General features: G+C 64.3%; 18 protein-coding genes. 10 read left to right on the top strand and 8 right to left on the bottom strand.

What is annotated here, in order from left to right; all coding sequences use genetic code 11:
- Positions 1–75 precede the first annotated feature (75 nt).
- Positions 76–918, top strand: coding sequence for an SDR family oxidoreductase (locus ACQKKX_RS18655; RefSeq protein ID WP_427572791.1), 843 nt, complete (start codon positions 76–78; stop codon positions 916–918).
- A 175-nt stretch (positions 919–1093) separates the two neighbouring features.
- Here ACQKKX_RS18655 and ACQKKX_RS18650 read toward each other — a convergent pair whose 3' ends face one another.
- The gene (locus ACQKKX_RS18650) at positions 1094–1870 is read right to left on the bottom strand and encodes a pseudouridine synthase (protein WP_427572790.1); all 777 of its coding nucleotides are present in this window, start codon (positions 1868–1870) and stop codon (positions 1094–1096) included.
- Between ACQKKX_RS18650 and ACQKKX_RS18645 the strand changes: the two genes are divergently transcribed.
- Positions 1869–2066, top strand: a complete 198-nt coding sequence (locus tag ACQKKX_RS18645) for a hypothetical protein (RefSeq protein WP_427572788.1) — start codon at positions 1869–1871, stop codon at positions 2064–2066. The genes ACQKKX_RS18650 and ACQKKX_RS18645 overlap by 2 nt on opposite strands.
- Before the next feature lie 264 nt (positions 2067–2330).
- A complete protein-coding gene (prmB, locus tag ACQKKX_RS18640; RefSeq protein ID WP_427572786.1) occupies positions 2331–3257 on the top strand; it encodes a 50S ribosomal protein L3 N(5)-glutamine methyltransferase in 927 nt (308 codons plus the stop codon).
- Positions 3258–3347: 90 nt separating this feature from the next.
- Here prmB and msrB read toward each other — a convergent pair whose 3' ends face one another.
- Entirely contained in the window at positions 3348–3755 is a 408-nt protein-coding gene (msrB, locus tag ACQKKX_RS18635; protein ID WP_427572784.1) for a peptide-methionine (R)-S-oxide reductase MsrB, read from the bottom strand.
- Positions 3756–4446: 691 nt separating this feature from the next.
- Here msrB and ACQKKX_RS18630 point away from each other — a divergent pair.
- From ACQKKX_RS18630 to ACQKKX_RS18620, 3 genes are all read left to right on the top strand, one after another.
- Positions 4447–4875: a MucR family transcriptional regulator gene (locus ACQKKX_RS18630; protein ID WP_427572783.1), complete on the top strand. Its 429-nt coding sequence runs from the start codon at positions 4447–4449 to the stop codon at positions 4873–4875.
- 675 nt (positions 4876–5550) lie between these two features.
- Entirely contained in the window at positions 5551–5955 is a 405-nt protein-coding gene (locus ACQKKX_RS18625) for a helix-turn-helix domain-containing protein (protein ID WP_427572782.1), read from the top strand.
- A complete protein-coding gene (locus ACQKKX_RS18620) occupies positions 5948–6964 on the top strand; it encodes a DUF6456 domain-containing protein (RefSeq protein WP_427572780.1) in 1017 nt (338 codons plus the stop codon). Before ACQKKX_RS18625 ends, ACQKKX_RS18620 begins: the two co-directional genes overlap by 8 nt.
- A gap of 186 nt (positions 6965–7150) precedes the next feature.
- Here ACQKKX_RS18620 and ACQKKX_RS18615 read toward each other — a convergent pair whose 3' ends face one another.
- Together ACQKKX_RS18615 and ACQKKX_RS18610 are read right to left on the bottom strand one after the other, a co-directional pair.
- Positions 7151–7573 carry a SufE family protein gene (locus ACQKKX_RS18615; RefSeq protein ID WP_427572778.1) on the bottom strand — a complete coding sequence of 141 codons (423 nt, stop codon included), beginning with the start codon at positions 7571–7573 and terminating at the stop codon, positions 7151–7153.
- A gap of 1305 nt (positions 7574–8878) precedes the next feature.
- Positions 8879–9493: a Uma2 family endonuclease gene (locus ACQKKX_RS18610; RefSeq protein ID WP_427572777.1), complete on the bottom strand. Its 615-nt coding sequence runs from the start codon at positions 9491–9493 to the stop codon at positions 8879–8881.
- 487 nt (positions 9494–9980) lie between these two features.
- Here ACQKKX_RS18610 and ACQKKX_RS18605 point away from each other — a divergent pair, with 487 nt between their 5' ends.
- Complete coding sequence (locus tag ACQKKX_RS18605; protein WP_427572775.1) at positions 9981–11603, top strand: protein adenylyltransferase SelO; 1623 nt, start codon at positions 9981–9983, stop codon at positions 11601–11603.
- A 436-nt stretch (positions 11604–12039) separates the two neighbouring features.
- Here the strand turns inward: ACQKKX_RS18605 and arsC are convergent, their stop codons facing one another.
- Genes arsC through ACQKKX_RS18590 form a run of 3 tightly spaced genes read right to left on the bottom strand, consistent with a single transcriptional unit; the run spans position 12040 to position 13912 of the window.
- Positions 12040–12465 (bottom strand): arsenate reductase (glutaredoxin), encoded by a 426-nt coding sequence (gene arsC, locus ACQKKX_RS18600; protein WP_427572773.1) that lies wholly within the window; start codon positions 12463–12465, stop codon positions 12040–12042.
- Between the two features lie 38 nt (positions 12466–12503).
- Complete coding sequence (locus tag ACQKKX_RS18595) at positions 12504–13412, bottom strand: dihydrodipicolinate synthase family protein (RefSeq protein ID WP_427572771.1); 909 nt, start codon at positions 13410–13412, stop codon at positions 12504–12506.
- 35 nt (positions 13413–13447) lie between these two features.
- Positions 13448–13912, bottom strand: a complete 465-nt coding sequence (locus tag ACQKKX_RS18590) for a hypothetical protein (RefSeq protein ID WP_427572769.1) — start codon at positions 13910–13912, stop codon at positions 13448–13450.
- Between ACQKKX_RS18590 and ACQKKX_RS18585 the strand changes: the two genes are divergently transcribed.
- Together ACQKKX_RS18585 and ACQKKX_RS18580 are read left to right on the top strand one after the other, a co-directional pair.
- Positions 13911–14462 (top strand): hypothetical protein, encoded by a 552-nt coding sequence (locus tag ACQKKX_RS18585; protein WP_427572768.1) that lies wholly within the window; start codon positions 13911–13913, stop codon positions 14460–14462. The genes ACQKKX_RS18590 and ACQKKX_RS18585 overlap by 2 nt on opposite strands.
- A 1129-nt stretch (positions 14463–15591) precedes the next feature.
- On the top strand, positions 15592–16848 hold the full coding sequence (locus ACQKKX_RS18580) for a DNA-packaging protein (protein WP_427572900.1): 1257 nt from the start codon (positions 15592–15594) through the stop codon (positions 16846–16848).
- Positions 16849–17020: 172 nt separating this feature from the next.
- Here the strand turns inward: ACQKKX_RS18580 and ACQKKX_RS18575 are convergent, their stop codons facing one another.
- Entirely contained in the window at positions 17021–17146 is a 126-nt protein-coding gene (locus tag ACQKKX_RS18575; RefSeq protein WP_427572766.1) for a hypothetical protein, read from the bottom strand.
- 181 nt (positions 17147–17327) lie between these two features.
- Between ACQKKX_RS18575 and ACQKKX_RS18570 the strand changes: the two genes are divergently transcribed.
- A complete protein-coding gene (locus ACQKKX_RS18570) occupies positions 17328–17939 on the top strand; it encodes a glycoside hydrolase family 19 protein (protein ID WP_427572764.1) in 612 nt (203 codons plus the stop codon).
- Positions 17940–18456 lie beyond the last annotated feature (517 nt).

Raw genomic sequence — 18456 nt, 5'->3', positions numbered from 1 at the left:
CAGATTATCACAATAATTGATCCGGGCTATCTTGATCTCGAAAGCGGCAGTGGGGCCGAAACGCAGGAGACGATCATGACCGACATGCACAATCCCGGACAGCGCACATGGTTCATCACCGGCACATCCTCCGGTTTTGGCCGAATCCTCACCGAAAAGCTTCTGGTACGCGGTGATCGCGTGGCGGCAACCCTGCGCAAGCCGGGCGTGCTGGAGGATCTCAAGGCCGAGCACGGCGAGCGGCTGTGGATTGCGTCGATGGACCTGACGGACATTGCGGCCGTCAAGGCGACGGTCGACCGTGCCTTTGCCGAGTTCGGACGCATCGACGTGGTGGTCAGCAATGCCGCCTACGGCCTGTTCGGGGCTGGCGAAGAGGTGACGAGCGAGCAGATCCGTCATCAGATCGATACCAACCTGATCGGCTCGATCGAACTGATCCGGGCCAGCCTGCCGCATCTGCGCAAACAGGGCGGTGGCCGCATCCTGCAGGTGTCGTCGGAAGGCGGCCAGATCGCCTATCCGAATTTCTCGCTCTATCACGCCACGAAATGGGGCATCGAGGGGTTTGTCGAATCCGTCGCGCAGGAAGTGGCGCCCTTCGGCATCGACATCACGCTCGTCGAGCCCGGCCCGACCAAGACCGATTTCGGTCGCGGCCTGGTCGCTGCCGAACCGATGGCGGTCTACGACGATACGCCGGCCGGAGCGGTGCGCCGCGGCATGGCAGACGGCAGTTTCGCGGTCAGCGGCGATCCGGTGAAGATGGCGGATGCGATGATCGTGGCCGCAGAGCAGGAGAAGGCGCCGAAGAGACTGGTTCTCGGCACCAGCAGCTATTTCTCCATCCGGGCAGCCTTGCAGGAAAGGCTGGCCGAACTGGAAGCGCACAAAGCGGTAACGCTGGCGATGGAGTGAGTGCTGATGTGCACATGTCATCCGCGTGGCGGGCTGCGCGGGAGACATGGCTCGATCGAGTTTGTGCCGAGCGGGCTGGCTCCGGTATCGGCGCGAAACCTGCGGGCCAGACCCGGCCTGACATCCGATTGCCGGCGAGAAGGCGCCACGAAAACAGACGCTGCCGGCAGCGGTTTTAGCGCGCCATGCCGCTCTGCTGCCTGAGCCGTGCCAGTTCGTCCGCCGTCAGCGGCCGCACGGCGCCCTTTTCCAGTGCGCCGAGCCGCAGGTCGCCGATCGCCACGCGCACCAGCCGCAGCGTTGCGATCTTGAGGCTTTCCAACATGCGGCGGATCTGGCGGTTCCGGCCCTCGTCGAGTTCGATCTCCAGCCATGCGTTCCTGTCGCCGGTGCGCAGGATCTCGACACGGCGGGCGGACAGGAATTCGCCCTCATCGGTGATGCCGCGGCGCAGGGCTTCCAGCGTCGCGGCATCGGGCAGCCGGTCGATCTGGACGTGATAGGTCTTGGCCACATGGGTTTTCGGATCAAGCAGCGCGTTGGCGAACTGGGTGTCGTTGGAAAACAGCAGCAGGCCCTCGCTTGCCTTGTCCAGACGGCCGACGGGGGAGAGATGGGCGCTGTCCTCGCCCTTGAGGCACTCGTAGACGGTCGGGCGACCCTGCGGATCGTTACGGGTGGTGACGAGGCCGCGGGGCTTGTTGAGCATCAGATAGACGAATTTTTCCGCCGCTACCTGATTGCCGTCGACGCTGATCCTTGCGCCGGCAAGGTCGATCCAGGCTTCGGTGTCGGTGATCGTCCGGCCGTCGACGGCGACGCGGCCAGCGCGGATCAGCGCCTCGGCCTGCGTGCGGGAGCAGTAACCGAGCTTCGACAGGCCGCGGGGGAGGGTGACGCGCTGGCCGTCGGTTTTGAGGCGCGCTCTGGCGTCGGCTCGCGGAGCGGCCATGACGCCGGCTTTGCGGCTGGGTTGGGTGCCGTTTCCGGATTTCGCAGAGGACACGCCCGGTCCGGCCGATCTGCCGGGAGCGCCCGATCTGCCAGGGTTGAAGGATTTCGGCGAGGGTCCGCCCGGTCTCCCGGGCCCGCCCGACCGCGCCGATCTGCCGGATGCGCCGGGGCGTGTCGCGCTGGCGCTGGGCTGACCATCCGGCGGCAATGCGTCGGAAAGTTCGCGCGCGCTCCGGCCGGGTCGCCGGCCGGATTTCGGGCCCGGTCTTTCGCCGGGGCGGCGGCTTTTCGTCATGCGCTTCTATCCAAAATGCCGGTCATCGGACGTTTCCTGTCACACCGTTCGCGGCGGTTTCGGTTGACCTTGCGGTCCTTGGCATTCTAATGCCGGTTTCGTCCAGCCTCCAATGGCGAGAGACGATAAACATTTCCGCTTGCCAACGAGAGACCACGCAGCCATGGCCGATATCACACCCCAAACCGTGACGGGCGAACTCGTGACGCTGCGCGATTACTGGCGCTATGCGATCTCCCGTTTCAACGCTGCCGAACTGGGTTTCGGCCATGGCACGACGACGGCGGGCGACGATGCCGCCTTCCTGCTGCTCGACAGTCTCGACCTGCCGATCGACACGCTCGATCCGTTTCTCGATGCCCGCCTTCTGCCGCATGAACGGCAATTGTTGGCCGAGCGCATCGACCTGCGGGTGACGAGCCGCAAGCCGAGCTCCTACATCACCAATCATGCCTATATCCAGGGCGTGCGCTTCTTCGTCGACGAGCGGGTGATCGTGCCGCGCTCGCATATCGGCGAGATCCTGTTTTCCGAATATCTCGGCGAACACGGTTCCTCCTTCCTGCCCGACCCGTTTTCGGTGGAAAGCGCCGTCGACATCTGCACCGGTTCCGGCTGTCTTGCGGTGCTGGCGGCAAAATTTTTCCCCCATGCCACGGTGGATGCGACGGACCTTTCCAGCGACGCGCTGGATGTGGCGAGGATCAACGTCAACGATCATGAGGTGGCCGAGCAGGTATCACTGTTCGAGGGCGATCTTTTCGCGCCGCTTGCCGGCCGGACCTATGACCTGATCATCACCAACCCGCCCTATGTCGATCACGAGGCGATGGCCGGCTTCCCGGCCGAGCACAGGGCCGAGCCGGCAATGGCGCATGATGGCGGCGCCGACGGGCTCGATCTGGTGCGCAGGATCCTCGACGACGCAGGCTCCTACCTCAATCCGCAGGGCGGCATGCTGTGCGAGATCGGTTCGGGCCGCGAAATTCTCGAGGAGGAATATCCGCATCTGGATTTCTTCTGGGTTGAAACGGCGCAATCCCAGGACGCAGTGTTCTGGATCACCGCAGAGGCGCTTGGCGTCGCCTGAACCGAAAAGCCCGAAACAAAAGGCCTCAGGGGGCACAAGACGAGCGGAAACGGCTCTGGCGGAGCCGTTTCCCTTTGACGGATCAAGGTATCAACCCTGTTCGAACACCATGGCATGGCCGTTGATGCAGTAGCGCAGGCCGGTCGGCGGCGGACCATCGGGAAAGACGTGGCCGAGATGGCCGTTGCAATTGGCGCAGCGGATTTCCGTGCGCACCATGCCATGCGAGGTATCGCGCAGCTCGATCACCGCATCCTCCTTCACCGGCGCAAAATAGCTCGGCCAGCCGCAGCCGCTGTCGAATTTGGTGTCGGAATAGAAAAGCGGCTCGTCACAGGCGGCACAGCGATAAAGACCTGTTTCCTTGCTGTCCCAGTAGGGCCCCGTGAAGGGGCGCTCGGTGCCCGCCTGGCGCAGAATATAGAATTGCTCCGGCGTCAGTTGCGCGCGCCATTCCGCTTCGCTTTTCTCCAGTTTTGCTGTTTTGACATCGGACATGACCTGATCCTTTCTGTTTCGTCTTACATAGGTGCGAGGACGGCCGCCGAAAAGGCCAGGGACGCGCCCCGCGCCGGGCCCTGCGGCCCGTATCGAAATGGCGCAGGCGACAGGACGCGAGAAGCGCATTATGACAGTGCGAAATACCTGCGAATCAGGCAGTGTCCAGCACTGCACTCCGGCCCTCACAAGGGTGCTGATTTTGCGCCGACCCCATCGCCGGGGTTCGGAGCGAAAAACAGGAATTTCCCGGCACAATATTGCAGATATACGATGAGCGCGGCCCTCAAGCCTGGACAATGCGATTTTCTATGGCGTTTTTTCCTTCAGTGAAGCCTAAAGAAACCAACAGCAAACTCCGTCCTAGTCGAAATATCGAAATTGCAATTGGACTTCTCGCAAAACAATGCTACTTCCTTTGCCAGCAGAGCGCTGATTTTGGTTTAACTCCCGATTGCCTTCGATATATTGTGATCGTTACCGTCGTAATCCTTGGATGGGACGCCGGTTTGCTATCTTGAGGGGAAAAGATGAGTGACTGTCAATTTCAGGTGGCATGGCTTGAACGCCTGTCGGAGATCTAGGGGTGGATCTCAGTCCTTGCGGACACGGCATGTGATGATAACGGCCACTGCGTCTCTGCGGAGGCAGCGTGCGAACGCGCTGTCGATGGATGGAACAGGAGACTAGTATGACAGAAACCCTATCCGACAAGGGCCAGGATCTTCTCGTGGAATTGACCGCGGATATCGTCTCGGCCTATGTCAGCAATCACATGGTTCAGGTCGGTGATCTTACCGGACTGATCAGCGATGTGCATTCCGCCTTGAGCAACACTTCATCGCCCGCACCGGTGGCTGCCGCCGTCGAAAAGCCCAAGCCGCCAGTTCCGATCCGGAAGTCGATCGAAGACGATTTCCTGATCTGCCTGGAAGACGGACAGAAGTTCAAGTCGCTCAAGCGCCATTTGATGACCCATTACAACATGACGCCGGAAGAATATCGCGAGAAGTGGGGCCTGCCGGCCGACTATCCGATGGTCGCTCCGGCCTATGCCGAAGCGCGCTCGCGCCTTGCCAAGGAAATGGGTCTCGGCCAGCGCCGCAAGCGCGGCAAGTAAAAGCCGGGGAGGCATCGCGGACACGGGATTGCGGTACACATCGTAGTCCGGTCGCGATTGCGCAGGCCGGCCGCGTAGGCTCGCCAGGGAGGCCGTTCAGGGCTCGTTGGCTGGCTGGGGACTGCCGGCCGGGGTCGCCGGGAGCAATCCCGACCGCACGGGACATTCTGTTTGCCGACAAGGAAACCGGGCGGGATCGATGGATCCGGGCCCGGTTTTTGCGTGGCGGGTGACAAGTGGGCGCTGAAGACGCAACCGCCCGAGAATTGATGCCCGGGATTAAGAGCGGTTCGCTGACAGAAGTCTCCGGCTCGATGGCTGGAGCAACCATGCCTAAGCGAACCTCCCGCCTTTCGCCTTGGGCCGCGAAACCGGTGGACAGGGCAAGGCAGGTCGGTAGTCTCGGCAAGGCAAGGCAAGGCAAGGCAAGGCAAGGCAAGGCAAGGCAAGGCAAGGCAAGGCAAGGCAAACCGAGGCAAGGCCGAGCCGCGGGGCGGGATTATCGGTTGCGGACAGGTGCGAGCCAACCAACAAGGAAAATAATCCTTTATTTTAGATATCTTGTGCCGTTATTCTGGCCGCCAGCGCAGATATCACGCTTGCGGCAGTTGCAGTTTATCCATTCCCTGTTATGAATATAGGAATAAATGCCTATTTTGGATGGGGAGGGTTTCGATGCATCCGAATTTTTCCATACGCGTGGTCGGAACATGCCCGGCCGCAGCGCCGCCGCCGGAACCGGCGCCGGTCGGTTTGCCAGCCGGACGCATCTGCCGGGCGGTGCGCCTGCTGGTCTGGGAGGCGATGGTTCTTGCCGGCGGCCGGATGGCCGATTTTCGCGAGCGAGGCCAGATCGCCAGCCATGTGCGCCAGATTGCCATGTATGTCTGCCATGTAACGCTCAGCCTGCCGATGACTGCCATTGCCGGCGTCAACGGCTGCGCCCGCAGCACCGTCCGCCATGCCTGCCATATCACCGAGGATCGTCGCGACAATCCGTCGTTCGACGCTTTCGTAGCCTGTGTCGAGCGCATGGCGCTGGCCGCGTTCGGACGACCGGAGGGTTTTGAGCATGATTGACCACGAAGGCAAGGCACAGGCCGGCACGGGCGCCAGCGACGGGGGCGCCCTCGATATGGCGGGGGCGGCGGTGGGCAACGCTCGCGCTACCGCAGATACGGTTGATACGATGTCCGGGGTCGGCATGGTCGGCGCGGGCGAGTCCGCTATCGGCAGCGGCACGAGCGGTCGGATGGTGTTGAAACTGCTGCGCCTGCTGATGCGCGGCCCCTGCCGGATTGCAGTTGACGACGGGCGCCGGATCAGGCTGGAGGGTCAGGGTCAGGGTCAGGGTCAGGGTCAGGGTCAGGGTCAGGGTCAGGGTCAGGGGGCAGCGAAATCGGAGAAGACGGATGGCCCGGAGTTTTCCGCAGCCATCGTGGCGCTTGCGCTGTCGCGTGGGCTGGCGCAGCGCCGCGGTCTGGTGCTCGAAGCCCTGCCGGCCGCGCGTGCCTTTCTGCGCCGGGCGCTGAGCGGCAGTGAAGAGGAATTCGCCGACCAGCATCGTGTCCTCGTCGACGATACGGCGATGGTGGAGGGTGCCAGTCAGGCGGTGCGCCGCAACCTCAACGAATCGCCGCTTGCGCCCTTGGGGCGGCTCAAGGATCGCGGCGGCGCGCCGTTCCTGCCGCAGGCCGCCTTCGATGCCGGCGATCGGCTGGCCGCCGATTTCACGCGCGGCCAGATGCAGCCGCGCATCACCGCCTCCTGGGAGCCACGGCTGGAAAGCGGCAGCGGCCGGCGCGGCGCCGAAAACGGACCGGTCAGCGATGGCGCGATGGCTGCGCGTGACCGTTTTGCCCGCGCTGTCGAGGCGATGGGCCCGGAGCTTGCCGGCGTGGCGGTGGATGTCTGCTGCTTTGCGAAAGGGCTGGAAAGCGTGGAGCGCGAACGGCTGTGGCCGGCGCGCTCGGCCAAATTGATGCTGCGGGCGGCGCTTCTGGCGCTGGCGCGCCATTACGCCCCGCCACCCGCCAAGAGCCGCCGCAACCATCACTGGGGCGACGGCGATTTCCGGCCGCGGATGTGAAGGATACCTCTCGGCAACCGGCCCCGCGAGCGACTTTGCCGCTCGCGGTTTGGCCATCCTCTCCCGCAGCGAAATGCGTGGGCACCGCGGCTGTCTCTCTCCCTTGGCGGAGAGGGAGTGGTTCAACATCGTAGCGTCAGCGAAGTCTCCGCAATCGCAGGCAAGGGCTTGGTTGCAAGGCGAGGGTCACGCCGGTGCGAGCGCCAGAGCTTCTTCGCGGATGCGCTTGACCATCGAGCGCAGGCCGTTGGCGCGCTGCGACGACAGGTTCTCGACCAGACCGATCCGATCGAAGATCGCGATCGCGTCCGTTTTGGCGATGTCCGACGCCTTCCTGCCGGAATAGACGGCCAGCACGATGGCGACGAGGCCTCGCACGATATGGGCGTCGCTGTCGCCTTCGAATGTCATGATCGGATCGGCGCTGTCATCGGCGATGTGGCTGACCAGCCAGACCTGGCTGGCGCAGCCGTTGACCTTGTAGCGCGCATCACGTTTGTCATCCGACAGTTCCGGCAGCGCCTTTCCCAGCTCGATGACGTAGCGATAGCGATCCTCCCAATCGTCGAGAAAGGCGAAATCGTCGATGATGGTGTCGAGGCTGGCCATATGCACTCCTGCTTGATCCGCTTCATATAGGCAGGATCGGCCAGTGCGCCAAACCAAAATGGTCAGAGCGGATGGGATAATCCGCTCGCTGACGGAAAACGGGTGGGGAGCCGGGCCGGGAGCCAGGCAAACGAGAAGGGCGGGGCGTAGGGCGCGGACAGCCGGCGAGGCGGAAACGGGCCAACCGGAAGGGGGACGGGAGTGGAACGCGTGAGGCAGGACAGTGGGGAACAGGACGCAGGGAGCCGGGCGCCGGCCACGCGAGGACCGGGAAGTCGAGGGGAGCGGCTTGTGGGGACAGACAGCCGAATTGGCTGGAAAGCAGCCAATTGGAACGGTGGCAGGCTTCAGGCGGCGCGCTCGGAGCGGGGAAAGGTGGGGACTGGGACACGGAAGCCGCGGCATGGCCAAGAAGCCGCAAGGCGGCCACGCCGGGAGCCAACCAGAATGGCTGGTCGTGGACGCGGACAATTGAGGCGGCGGAAAGCGCCAGCCAGATGGAAGCAAGCCGGTGGCGACGCGCGGAGCCTGAAGGGAACTGGAGGGCACGGGGCCTACATTAGCCGCGCCGGGAGCCGGGCAGGCGAATGGCTCGCTGGAAGCGGACGATGGGCGCGGCGGAAAAGCTGTTCGCCGGATGGAAGCAAGCCGGAGGTGGCACGCGGAGGATGGAGGGGTAGGGAACCGGGGAGGTACGGAGCCGACAGCAGCCGCGCCGGAGCCGGGCAAACGAGAATGGTGGGCCGTAGGGTTGCGGACGGCCGGAGGGTCGGAAATGCGGGCTGATCGGAGGGCGGGTAGATTGAGAGTGGCATGGACGCAGGCAAGAAAGGCCGGAACCGCGGCGCAAGGCGCAAGAGGCAAGGCGCAAGAGGCAGGGTGCAGGGACGAGGCGACAGGGGCCGGGGGCAAGGACCCACGAAGGCGGGAAGGGCAGGAAACTGGGAAGCACGGAACCGGAAGCAGCCGCGCCGCAGCCGGACGGACGAGAATGGCGGGTCGTGGGAGGCGAACAGTCGGCGAGGCGCAAGCGGGGCCGACGGGAAGTGGGCAGAACGTAAGTTCACGGGCAAAGGCAAGAACGGCCTGAACCGTGGCGCCGGGGGCAGGGAATTTGCGATATTCGGCAGCAACTGCCACCAGACTTCGCCAGGATGACCGCCTAGCATTCATTCGCTTGTATCGAGTAACGAATGTTCGGGATTGAGGATGAAACAAAGCGGAAGCAGAGAGAAGTTGGCGAGCAGATTGAACGCCTGATGGCGGAGGCACCACCAAACCGCTACCGCCGCTCTGATTCAGTGATCAACGCGGTTTTTGACCGTTGATCTCCTCAATAAAGTGCAAGCGTGGACGGTTGCGAGGCGTGAGCGTGTCGTAAATTTCGGACATCGCGAGAGAAGCGCCGATCTCCGGCATGTCGATCACGCTTTCGAGGTCATCGTACTTCTCGGCCCCCCACGCTCCTTCGCTGTCGCGTCTGTAGAGCTTGACGAGGACACTGCTCGGCTCGACGAACATGATGAGCCGGACCGCCGGATGTTCCCGGTATTCGTCGAGCTTGTCGGTGGTGTCCACTGAACTCGTGCCGGGGGACGAGACCTCCACCACAAGTGTGGGGCTTTCGGCAACCACCGCGTCCGGGTCGGGAGGACCGCAGTCCACGACAATGTCGGGGTACCGAATGGTGCTCGCCAGCGTCTGGACGGCTGTGTCGCTTGAAGTCGTTCGGCAGCCGCCAGCTTTCGACTGCGGCCCCAGCGAGGAAACGATGTTCGAAACGACAACGTTGTGGCCCTGCTTGGCACCAGCCATCATCTCGATGACATAACCATCAACCAGCTCGAATCTGCCCTCTTGACCGAGAATCCACGCGAGGAAATCCTCCGCCGAGACACGACCGTGTTCAATAGCTTGCATGTCGTGCTCCCTTCTTCAGGTTACTATAGCAGATCAGTGCCGTCATGTCGTGACTACGCTTCTCGGCTTGGTTGGTGGCAGTTGCTACTTAATTCCGGGAATTTGGGGGCATGGGCCCGGGGACAAGGACCCCGAGAGGCAGCCAGACGGGAAGGCAGGGAATCGGCCGGACAGGAGACCGCAACCCGGGACCGTGTAGGCAAGAGGCGGAGAAGGAGCCGTGGAGACCGGAGAGACGGGAGGGGCGAAGGCCGCCGGCGATGAGGGCGGCTGGCAGAAAACCGCGAGCCGGTGCGGCAGTCCGGAACTGGAGAGGCGGAAAGCTGAGGAACCGTGGAAACCGGAGAGACGGGAGGGGCGAAGGCCGCCGGCGATGAGGGCGGCTGGCAGGGAACCGCGAGCCGGTGCGCCGGTTCGGACCGGGTGGTTGCGAATAGGCGGGCATTCCCCATATTCGGAGGAGCCGATCGATCGTGCCGGAGGTTTCATGTTTCATTTCGACAACAGCTATACGCGCCTGCCGGAGCGGTTTTATACCTCCGTCTATCCCGAGGCGGTCGAGGGCCCGACGCTTTTGAAGTTCAATGGCGATCTGGCGCGCGAGCTTCAGCTGGAGCCTCACAGTTTCGGGCCGGATGCGGATGAAAACCGGCTGGCGGCGATTTTTGGCGGCAATGTCCTGCCGCAGGGCGCCGAGCCGATCGCCATGGCCTATGCCGGCCACCAGTTCGGCAATTTCGTGCCGCAGCTGGGCGATGGCCGGGCGATCCTGCTTGGCGAAGTGATCGACGTGAACGGCAAACGCCGCGATATCCAGCTGAAGGGCGCCGGCCCGACGCCATTTTCGCGCCGCGGCGACGGGCGCGCGGCGCTGGGGCCGGTGCTGCGCGAATATGTGGTCTCCGAAGCCTTTGCCGCGCTTGGCATACCGGCGACACGGGCACTTGCGGCGGTGGCGACCGGCGAGCCTGTCTATCGCGAAACGCCGCAGCAGGGCGCGGTTTTCGTGCGGGTGGCGGCAAGTCATGTGCGTATCGGCACGTTCCAGTATCTGGCGGCACGCAACGACACGGACGGCATCAAGGTGCTTTCCGACTATGTCATTGCGCGGCACTATCCCGATCTGGAGACGGCGAAAAATCCGTATCTTTCGCTTCTGGATGCCGTCGCGGCGCGGCAGGCGGCGCTCGTCGCGCGGTGGCTCGGCGTCGGCTTCATCCACGGCGTGATGAATACCGACAACATGACGATTTCGGGCGAGACGATCGATTTCGGCCCTTGCGCCTTTCTCGACGAATACGATCCGATGAAAGTGTTTTCGTCGATCGATGCGCAGGGGCGCTATGCCTATCGCAACCAGCCGGGCATTGCCCAATGGAACATCGCGCGCCTGGCAGAATGCCTGCTGCCGCTGCTGGACGCCGACGAGGAGAAGGCGGTGGAAGCTGCCAACGGCGTGCTGAAGGTTTTCGGCGAACGGTTCCAGGCGGCGTGGCTGACGGAATTTTCACAGAAGATCGGTCTTTCGGGCCACGAAGACGGCGATGGTGCGCTGGTGCAGCGCCTTCTGGCGGCCATGCATGCGGGCGAGGCGGATTTCACCTTGAGTTTCCGCCGGCTTGGTGATGCGGTAACAGTCGAGGGCGAGGCGCCGTTTTTGGACCTGTTTTCACAAGAGGCGCTGGAGGCGGGCGCGGACGCCGCACAGGCCGCAGCAGGCAGGGCGTCGACAGGCCGGATAACAGGGGGCCAGACGACAGGGGGCCAGACGACAGTAGGCGAGACGACAGTAGGCACGACGACGGTCAGCCAGACAACGGCAAGGCAGGCGGCTGCGGATTGGCTGGTGGATTGGCGGCAGAGGCTGGCGCGAGACGGAAGGGGCGCCGATGCGCAGCAGGTGGCCATGCGCGCCAAAAACCCGGCGATCATTGCGCGCAATCACCGCATCGAGGAAGCGATCGCGGCGGCGAATTACGGCGATCTGAGCTTCTTCGAACGGCTGACGACAGCGCTGGAGAGACCCTATGAGGATCAGCCGGAATTCTCTGAGCTTATGACGCCGCCGACAGTGGACCAGCGGGTGTTGCGGACCTTTTGCGGGACGTAACTTCGGTCACGATGGGAGGGGAAGCTATGGCCTGCCCGGAAACGATTTTAGGATCTTCGTCGCATTTCCGGGCAAAGCTGTCGGACGTCTTTGCAACATCCTCCGTGTGACGCGTTCGCCGCTCCGCATCGAGAAGCGATCGCGGCGGCGAATTACGGCGATCTGAGCTTCTTCGAACGGCTGACGACGGCGTTGAAGAATTCTGTGAGGATCAGCAGGAATTTTCCGATCTGACGACTGCGCCAACGAGGGATCAGCGGGTCTCACAAACGCTCTGGGGGACGTGATTGGCGTTGGGTGTTTGCGCCCCATCACGCGCGTCCGGTGGTCGGCTTTTCCTCTCGCGGAGTGGCTATCTCTCCCGCAACGCGAGAGGAAAAGATGCTGTGGCCTTGTCGCTCCGCCTGCGGGAGAAAAACAACAAGTGGGCAACCCATCACGTCCGGATGCGCCGCCCGTCCGCGCCGATCACCAATTCCCCGTCTTCCTTTGAAAACGGACCTCTGTGGGTATCCGGCAAAATATCCAGCACAAGTTCCGAGGGACGGGCCAGCCGCGTGCCGAGATCCGTCACCACGAAGGGACGGTTGATGAGGATCGGGTTGTCCAGCATGGCGTCAAGGAGCGTGTCGTCCGAAAGCATCGGGTTATCGAGGCCGAGTTCCGCATAGGGTGTGCCTTTTTCGCGGATCGCCTGGCGGACCGTGAGCCCGGCACTGGCGATCATGTCCACCAGTTCGGCGCGGGCGGGCGGCGTCTTCAGGTATTCGACGACATCGGGTTCGATACCGGCATTGCGGATCAGCGCCAGCGTGTTGCGCGAGGTGCCGCAGGTAGGGTTGTGGTAGATTTTGGCTTGCATGAATGTGTTTTCGTTGCAGGGTTTTGGGGCAGGTTGGCTCACCGTTCCGGCAGGGCGGCAATGGCTTTTTCGATCTCCGGCAGGAGCATTTCGGGCAAGGGCAGGATCGGGCGCGGAGGCGCAGCTTTTGTGAGGCCGAGAAGGTTTGCAGCGGCATAGATGACGCGCAGGCTGCCATGCGCCTTAAACAGCGACCAGAGCGGTTCGAACATGGTGTCGATGCGGGCGGTCTCGCCGGCATCCTTCTCGCGGGCGGATTTGGTAAGGGCTGCAGCCGCATGCGGAAACAGGCCGCCGACGACGCTGTACCAGGCATCGGCGCCGGCCAGCAGGGCTTCGGCGCCATGCCAGTCGCCGCTATAGCAGATGGCGAAATCCGCAGCGGCGTTATTGCGCAGACGCGCCATTTCGCCGGAAAAATCGAGGTCTTTTGGCGGCGGCATCTTGACGGCCCGGATGGTTTCGATGGCCGACAGGCGCGCAATCAGGCTTTCGCTGAAGGTGAAATGCGTGGTGGAGGGGTTGTTATAGACGCAAAGCGGCAGATCGGTGGTGGCGGCGACCGTGGCGTAATGCTGGAACACCTCCTCTTCCGTCAGCGGCGTGTAGGAAACCGGAGCGAGCAGAAGTCCGTCGGCACCGGCTGCTGCGGCATCGCGGGCAAGCGCCTGAACCTGATCGGTGCGGATTGCGCCGATGCCGGCAATGACCGGGATCCGGCCGGCGGCGGCCTCGATTGCAGCGTCCACCGCGCGGCGGCGTTCCTCGCGAGAGAGATAGGCGTAAGCACCCGTGCTTCCGAGCAGGCCGATGGAAGTCGCCTTGCCATCGACGATGCGGGCGACCAGCGCCTGCAGCGCATCCGTTTCAACACGGCCGTCTTCATCCGCAGGCGTGAGCGGGAAAGCGGAAAGGCCGGCAAATAGCGGCAGCGGCGTGTTGGACATGAGCGGCACCTCGGATGGCAGGAAAGCGGGCGCCACTATGCGACATGGGGCGGGATGCGCAAGCGTTGATTGTTGCGGGGTGTGGGACGGGCGTTGGCGAGGGCCTTCGTAACGCTCGGCAGTCCTTGCCGGATCTGGCCACGCGGGAGGCCAAGCTGCACACGCGCAAAACCTGGCTTGGCAGGCATCCGCGTGATGACGCTGGACAGCTCGTCCACGGATGAGGGGGCTCGCGCCGAGCAGGAGTTGAGGGTGCCATCTGGAGCCGTATCCGCACCCGTTTCCGTTCCCGAGAAGATGGCGTTGATCCGTCCTTTGACAGAACTGGCGGCAAAAGCGAAACAAAATAGGAAAATAATCCTTGACGGCGTGACGGTCTTTTGATAGGGTTTGTGCATGGTCGCAGAGGTGCGGATGGATCCGCTTCCGGCAACAAATTCCGATTTTTCGATGGGTTGATGATGCGACGGTCTGCTGGCTGGCGCGGAGGGCTTTTGCATGTCCGTGGATCTCGACAGTTTCGATCTCGGCCTGTTCGGCCCCTTTGCTGAGGCGGGTCATGCCGGTCTGAGGCAGAGCGTGCGGGACGTGACGCTCGAGCTGAAATCGGTCGAACAGCGGCGAGCCGAGGCAGGCGCGGCAAGCGACATGCGGCCAATCCTCAACGAAGCGGTGCTGGAACTGAAAGACCAGTTCGAGACGTTTCGCCGGCTGCGCAGCGCTGCGGAAAGCATGCTGGACGGCGGCGACGACGCGGCGCAGAAACTGGCGCGGGCCGATATCAAGGCTGCGACCGATGCCATGTCGCTGATCGTGCGCACGCTTGAAAAGATCGACACGCTGCAGCGGCAATTGGCCCGCGACCGGCAGGACGAAGCCGAACGGGCGGCGGAGGCGGGCAGCTATCAGGAGGCGCTGCTTGAGGTCGACCGGCTTATCGATGAACGCGCGCAGGAGCGCTATCGCCAGCGGTGTCGCGCGGCCGGTCTTGATCCTGACGAGCCCGGCGGTGCGGCTGGGGAAGGACCGCCACTGCCCGACACCGGTTGAGGAGAAGCTTTCCGGTCTGTTCGCTGCGCATGAGGACCAGATGGGCAAGATCAGGCATGTCTGGCAGACGGCGCGCGTAGCGGGTGCGGACCTCATGAACGGGATCGAGGCCGGCAAAACTGTTGCACTTCCGCCGGACGGTGTTGAAGGGGCAAGGTCCGACCTGCAGAAGCCGGGATTTTTACCCGCAGTTGCGAGCGCCGACCGGCAGACGGGGGACGATCCTCGTTTGCCGTTACTGCGAAACGGGACCACCCAACCGGGCGAGCCCTCGACGGGGTCGGAACGAGAGACGGGGCGGACTGCGACCTTGCCGCATGAAAACGGCGGGAAGCGCGGGGCGAAAGCTCGAGCGGCAATGTCGTCGTCCGGCGGGAGACGAAACGACCAAGGCGAAAGCGCCGATTGCGACATTTCTGTTACCGCTTCTGCTGACCTGATCGCCGGCGCGGGGGCGCAACGTTTTCTGCCTGCGGCGGCCGGTGCAGCCGGGACCGTGGACGAAAACAGGGATGGGGCCAAGGCCAGCGACAGCGATGGATCCCAAGGCGGAGCCGGGGTCGGCAATTGGGTCGAGGATGGAGCCGGGGCCGGGAATGCTGCCGAGGATGGAGCCGAGGACGGCGCTAGGGATGAAGCTACAGCCCAGGATGGGGATGCGGGCAGGACTGGAGCCAAGAGCCGGAATGCGGCCAGAGCGTGGGATGGGCATGGAACCGGAGACGGGGATGGGGCCAGAGCCAGAGCCAGAGCCCAGGATAAGGATGCTGCTGAGAGCGGCGAGAGGGTCGACAATTGGGTCGAGGATGGAGCCAGCGACGGCAATGGGGCTGAGGGCGACGCAAGGGCCAGGAATGTTGCCGAGGACGGTGCCGGGGATGAAGCCGAGAGCGGTGCGAGGGTCAATCGCGTCGAGGACGGAGCCAGCGACGGCGACGGGCTCGAGGACGGAGTAAGGGCAAGCGCCAGCGCCAAAGCCAGAGCCAGAGACACAGAAAAGGCAGGACCCCGAGCAGGAGGCAGAGCCGGGGACAAAGCCCGGGCTGGGGCTACGGTCGGGGATGGGGATGGGGATGGGGATCGGGCCGATGCGGGGGCCGGGGATGCCGATGGTATCGGCGAAAACCGGCTGGTCTGCGCCCATGTCCATGCCATCGGTCGGACCTGGGAGCTGACCGGCCGCGAAACCCAGAAACCGCCGGAGGGCGTATGGCGTACCTGGCTGCTGATGGGCGGGCGCGGTTCGGGCAAGACGCGGGCGGGCTCGGAATGGGTGCACGCCGTGGCATCGGCGGCGCCGCGCAGCGACCTGCGCATTGCGCTCGTGGCGGAAACGCTGGGCGATGCCCGCGAGGTAATGGTGGACGGGGCTTCGGGCATCTGCCGCATTGCCCGTCTCGACCGGCCGGTTTTCGAGGCCTCCCGGCGTCGGCTGGTCTGGCCGAACGGCGCGGTGGCGCAGATCTTTTCCTCCGAAGACCCCGAAAGCCTGCGCGGACCGCAGTTTCACTTCGCCTGGTGCGACGAACTGGCAAAGTGGAAACATGCGCAGGAGACCTTCGACATGCTGCAGTTCGGTCTGCGGCTGGGCAATGATCCGCGCCAGCTGGTGACGACGACGCCGCGCCCGGTGCCGGTGCTGAAACGGCTGATCGCCGATCCGGGCACGCATCTGGTGCGCATGTCGACGGCGGCCAATGAACGCAATCTGGCGCCCGGTTTCCTGGCGGTGCTGGAAAGCCGGTATGGCGGAACGCGGCTTGGCCGTCAGGAGATTGCCGGTGAACTGATCGAGGACCGCGCCGACGCCTTGTGGAAACGGGCCGATCTGGAAGCCTGCGTGACGCGCGCCTTTGCGCCGCCGCGGCGCATCGTGGTGGCGGTCGATCCGCCATCGGGTTCCGGCGAGGCATCGTGCTGCGGCATCGTGGTGGCCGGGATCGAGGACAGGGATGCGGCCGCGGGCGGCCTTGGGCGGGCGGTGGTTCTTGCCGACTGCTCAGTCGAGGGGGCAAGCCCGGCCGGCTGGGCGCAGGCGGTCAGGAAAGCCTATGCGCGCTTTGCCGCCGACCGCGTGGTGGCCGAGGTCAACCAGGGCGGCGACATGGTGATGGCCATGCTCAAAAGCGTCGATGCCGGCCTGCCGGTGACGATGGTGCGCGCGACCCGGGGCAAGTTTTCACGCGCCGAACCGGTGGCGGCGCTCTACGAACAGGGACGTGTGCTGCATGCCGGCAAATTTGCCGCGCTGGAAGACCAGATGTGCGATTTCGGACCGGACGGCCTGTCCTCGGGCCGCTCGCCGGACCGGCTGGACGCTCTGGTCTGGGCGCTGACGGCTCTGGTGCTGGACGGCCAGGGCGAGCCGCGCGTGCGCGGCATTTGAGGGCAGTTGAATGGCGGAGGGGCGTTGAGAAGAGTACGTCGATGCCGAAACCGGCGCGATGCGACGACGACAGTGGGCGACTGTCGCGGCGTGCCGCCGCCGCCGGCATTGTCCTGCGGGGCTGGCGGGCCGGGATGGGCCGGTCCCGCGGCGATGCGCGGGACGACGAGGATCAGCGCTTGGCCGTGACCGGCGAGGGTGCGCTTTCGCGGACCTGACGCCATTCGGATTCCAGACGCTCGGCGACATGCTGCGGGATCGGCTGCCCAACGGGCATTACGGAGGCTGGCTGGCTCATCATCATGATCTCCTTCGTTCAAAACCGACAGCTAACGCCGGGCGCCCAACTTGGTTCCATACCGATCGGCGAAAGTAAATCGGCCCGTAAGTCTTTAAAACGATTTAGTTTTTCTAAACCGATTGAAACTTGGAATTTGCAGCGGAGAGACCCTAGAGCGGTCGGGAGAAGGAGGTGCAGCATGACCATCGACAGAGCCCAATTCTTTGCCCGCCTGCGCGCAAATCCCTTTGGCGGCAGGCTATCGAGGCCGCAGGTGGCGGGCTTGGACGCCATTCTGGACAGCTGGGGCCGACGTTCGAAAACGCCCGACCCGGCGCTCGCCTACGTGTTGGCGACTGCCTTCCACGAGACCGCGGCGACCATGCAGCCGGTGCGCGAAACGCTGGCCGATAGCGACGGACAGGCGGTGGAAAGGCTGGAACGCGCCTATCGGGCCGGCCGTCTTCCTTCGGTGCGCACACCGTATTGGCGGCCCGATGCGCAGGGCAAGAGCTGGTTTGGGCGCGGCTTCGTTCAGCTGACGCATAAACGCAATTACCAGGCGATGGCCGACCTGACGGGCTTCGACCTGGTGGCCGAGCCGGCGCTTGCCATGCGGCTCGACATTGCCGCCAAGATTCTCGTCGAGGGCATGCGGGTCGGTCTCTTTACCGGCTGGCGGCTGGATGTCTTTTTCACCCCCGGCAAGGCCGACTGGACGGGGGCGCGCCGCATCGTCAACGGCACCGACAGGGCCGAGCGCGTGGCGGACCATGCCCGGGCATTTGCCGCGGCAGCGGCTGGGCTTTAGGGCGGCGCGGCGATGTGGACGGACGGCGGAGTGCATGCATTGGCCCGGGAGGCATCGGCGGGGAGCCGCCAACGGGCGCATCGACCGGGGCGCATCGACCGGGGCGCATCGACCGCGGCGCATCGACTGGGGCGCTTCGACTGGAGCGCATCGATTGAGGCACGGCAAGTCGCGCCAATCAGGTGAGGCGAATTGCTTGGGGGCGTAGGTTTGGTGCGTCGCGCGACGCGGAAAGCTGCAGCCTGCGTGTGATCGCCGGGGGCGCTGAACCATGGGTTCGGCGGTGCGCAGCGGGTTGCCTGTCGCAGGGCGTCGCAACGGCTTGGGCCGATGCGGGGTGCCGACGGCGGGGCAGAGAACAGGCGGCATCGTCCGTGCCCCAGAAAAGCGATCTCGCAGCCGGCTCGGGGTAGGGAACCTGCGGCACTGACGGCATCACTGAGAAAGGCCGGTTTTGCAGCAGGGGCCCAGGGGCGTGGGCGCAGCATCGCTATCGAGCTGCGGCGGCCTGGGCCGA

The sequence above is a fragment of the Neorhizobium sp. NPDC001467 genome (assembly GCF_050275975.1).
In the GTDB taxonomy this organism is placed as follows: domain Bacteria; phylum Pseudomonadota; class Alphaproteobacteria; order Rhizobiales; family Rhizobiaceae; genus Neorhizobium.
Note: the sequence above shows the minus strand (reverse complement) of the source record. Positions and strands in the feature narration are given on the sequence as shown.